Annotated in this window: 5 protein-coding genes; 4 read left to right on the top strand and 1 reads right to left on the bottom strand. The window is 41.8% G+C overall.

Annotated features, from left to right (window positions below):
* Window positions 1-359 (bottom strand): ArnT family glycosyltransferase (locus F6K20_RS35765; RefSeq protein ID WP_287297988.1); only part of this gene is annotated, 359 nt, incomplete at its 3' end.
* A gap of 40 nt (window positions 360-399) precedes the next feature.
* Between F6K20_RS35765 and F6K20_RS35760 the strand changes: the two genes are divergently transcribed.
* From F6K20_RS35760 to F6K20_RS35745, 4 genes are all read left to right on the top strand, one after another.
* Entirely contained in the window at window positions 400-555 is a 156-nt protein-coding gene (locus tag F6K20_RS35760) for a hypothetical protein (protein WP_287252660.1), read from the top strand.
* A 238-nt stretch (window positions 556-793) separates the two neighbouring features.
* Window positions 794-1,612, top strand: coding sequence for a uroporphyrinogen-III synthase (locus F6K20_RS35755; protein WP_287252663.1), 819 nt, complete (start codon window positions 794-796; stop codon window positions 1,610-1,612).
* Window positions 1,613-1,641: 29 nt separating this feature from the next.
* Window positions 1,642-1,803: a hypothetical protein gene (locus F6K20_RS35750; RefSeq protein ID WP_154659662.1), complete on the top strand. Its 162-nt coding sequence runs from the start codon at window positions 1,642-1,644 to the stop codon at window positions 1,801-1,803.
* Window positions 1,763-2,077 (top strand): VOC family protein (locus F6K20_RS35745; RefSeq protein ID WP_287297986.1); only part of this gene is annotated, 315 nt, incomplete at its 3' end. The genes F6K20_RS35750 and F6K20_RS35745, both read left to right, overlap by 41 nt.

Below are 2,077 nucleotides of genomic sequence, written 5' to 3'. Positions count from 1 at the left end.
TGAAGGAATAGTTCTCGTGCTACTAAATAGAGCAGTGGTACTCCACACGCTGACAAAAAAGCACCAGGCAAACGAGTAGTGAATTCTTGGACACCCCCTACTTTATAGCTTAAAGCAATCAGCCAATCCATCAAAGGGGGTTTCAGTAGATAAGGTTCTCCCCACAGAGTAGGATGGAGCCAGTTACCCGTGCGATAGATTTCTCTAGCGATCAGGGCTCTAGTGCCTTCATCCCAGTCCCGTAGGGGTACATTTCCCAGAAAAATACCCCAAAGGAAAAGGGCGGCCAGGAAAAGGCTTAGGATCCACTTGATATCAGTGAGAGAGGGATTTTTTAAGGTAAGTGCTAATTTGTTCATCTATAACAAAGGGAGTAGGGAGTAGGGAGCGGTGCGACCCGTGGCGAATTTAATTCGCCTACGGAAAGCGCACCGAGGGAGTCGGGAGTCGGGAGACGGGGTAACAAAATTGACTGTACCTCATAAGTATGAAAAACGCTATATTAATGTTTTGACTAGTTTCGCCCTAGGATGGTTATATAGCATTTCCATTTGATTTGTGAACATAATCTCTTTGGGAAAGGCAAGAGGCAAGATTTAATTAAGTATATAGGAATTTTTGGTAATCAAAAAAACTGTAATTATTTTTTTGTATTTATTTATTAACTCTATAGCAGCATTTAAAGCGTTTTTAATAACTATAATGTCCACAGTTTTTTTTTCCTATTCCCTGTTACCTATTCCCTGTTCTCTGTTCCCTGTTCCCTGTCTTGATATAGATTGACAATAAAAAGATGCACCCTCTATCTCCATCAAATCAACTCCCTCTCTATGGCAAAAGAATCATTGTAACAGCACCAAGAACCTATGGGTCTCGGTTATCTCAACAAATCATTAACCAGGGTGGACTTCCCATAGTGATGCCAACTATTGAAACCTGTCTGTTGGAAAATTCCCCTGAATTAGATGCTGCTCTCAGGCAAATTCATAAATTTGATTGGATTGCCTTTACTAGTCGCAACGGAATAGACGCTTTTTTTGAGCGCATGGCATCCTTGGGGATTTCTACATCTGTGCTGAAAAATTGTCAACTGTCTGCCATTGGAAAAGATGCCGAAAGATTGTCGGATTTTGGAGTAACAGCTGATTTAGTTCCGGCTGAAGCTAGCCCAACCGGAATGGTTACTGAATTGTCTAACTATCCAACTATTGATCAGAAAACTATATTAGTTCCTATTCCAAAGGTGGTCGGGATACCAGAACCTAATGTCATTCCCAATTTTATTTCCGGTTTACAGGAATTGGGCATAAAAGTCAGTCCAGTATTGACCTATCAAACCCGAATTTTGGATAAAACTATCTATGATGTAGAATTGAATCTGATTCGTCAAGGCAAGATAGATGTTATTGCTTTTAGTAGCACCGCAGAAGTGACCGCTTTTTTGACAATGGTAAACTCCCCCCAGGATTATAACCATTGTGTCATTGCTTGCTTTGGTCCCTATACCGCTGCTAATACTGAAAACTTGGGGTTAACTGTCTCTATTGTATCTAAAAATTACCGCTCCTTTGAGGGATTTGCGAATGCGATCGCAAACTTTTTTAATAGCTAACTTTCAGCTATCGTAATCCTAAATAAATTGTGATAATTTTTGATGCCATATTCCGTACTTCTTACTCCCGATTCCCGATTCCCGATTCCCGATTCCCGATTCCCGATTCCCTTTGCTATATAATTAGCGAAGGGAAATTTAGGTGGGTGAATGGAAACCAATCAGCCCTCAGTCAACCCCAATACCCCTAATCTAGATCGGCTTCACATCAAGCGCCCCTGCTTGGTAGTTGCTGATCTCGAACGAGCATTCACCATTTACCAAGATATCCTAGGATTTAAGCTCGACTATCTGGCTGAAGCATCCCCAGACTCTTACCTCTACCAAGTGTTTCAGTTTCCCAAAAGTGCTCAGCTCAAATTTGCATCACTCAGTACAGAAGACGAACCTAGAGCCCTAGCCCTGACCGAAGTCAAGGGAATTGAATTACCCACCCCTACCACTCCCTATCGTTTAGCCCTGGTA

Source organism: Moorena sp. SIO2C4, from assembly GCF_010672485.1.
In the GTDB taxonomy this organism is placed as follows: Bacteria; Cyanobacteriota; Cyanobacteriia; order Cyanobacteriales; family Coleofasciculaceae; genus Moorena; species Moorena producens.
The sequence above is the reverse complement of the archived record's forward strand: the minus strand, read 5'-3'. Positions and strand labels throughout refer to the sequence as shown.

Bases quoted from the DNA above. Each gene is read 5' to 3' on its own strand.
- F6K20_RS35755 (WP_287252663.1), top strand. From the start codon at position 794: ATGCACCCTCTATCTCCATCAAATCAACTCCCTCTCTATGGCAAAAGA.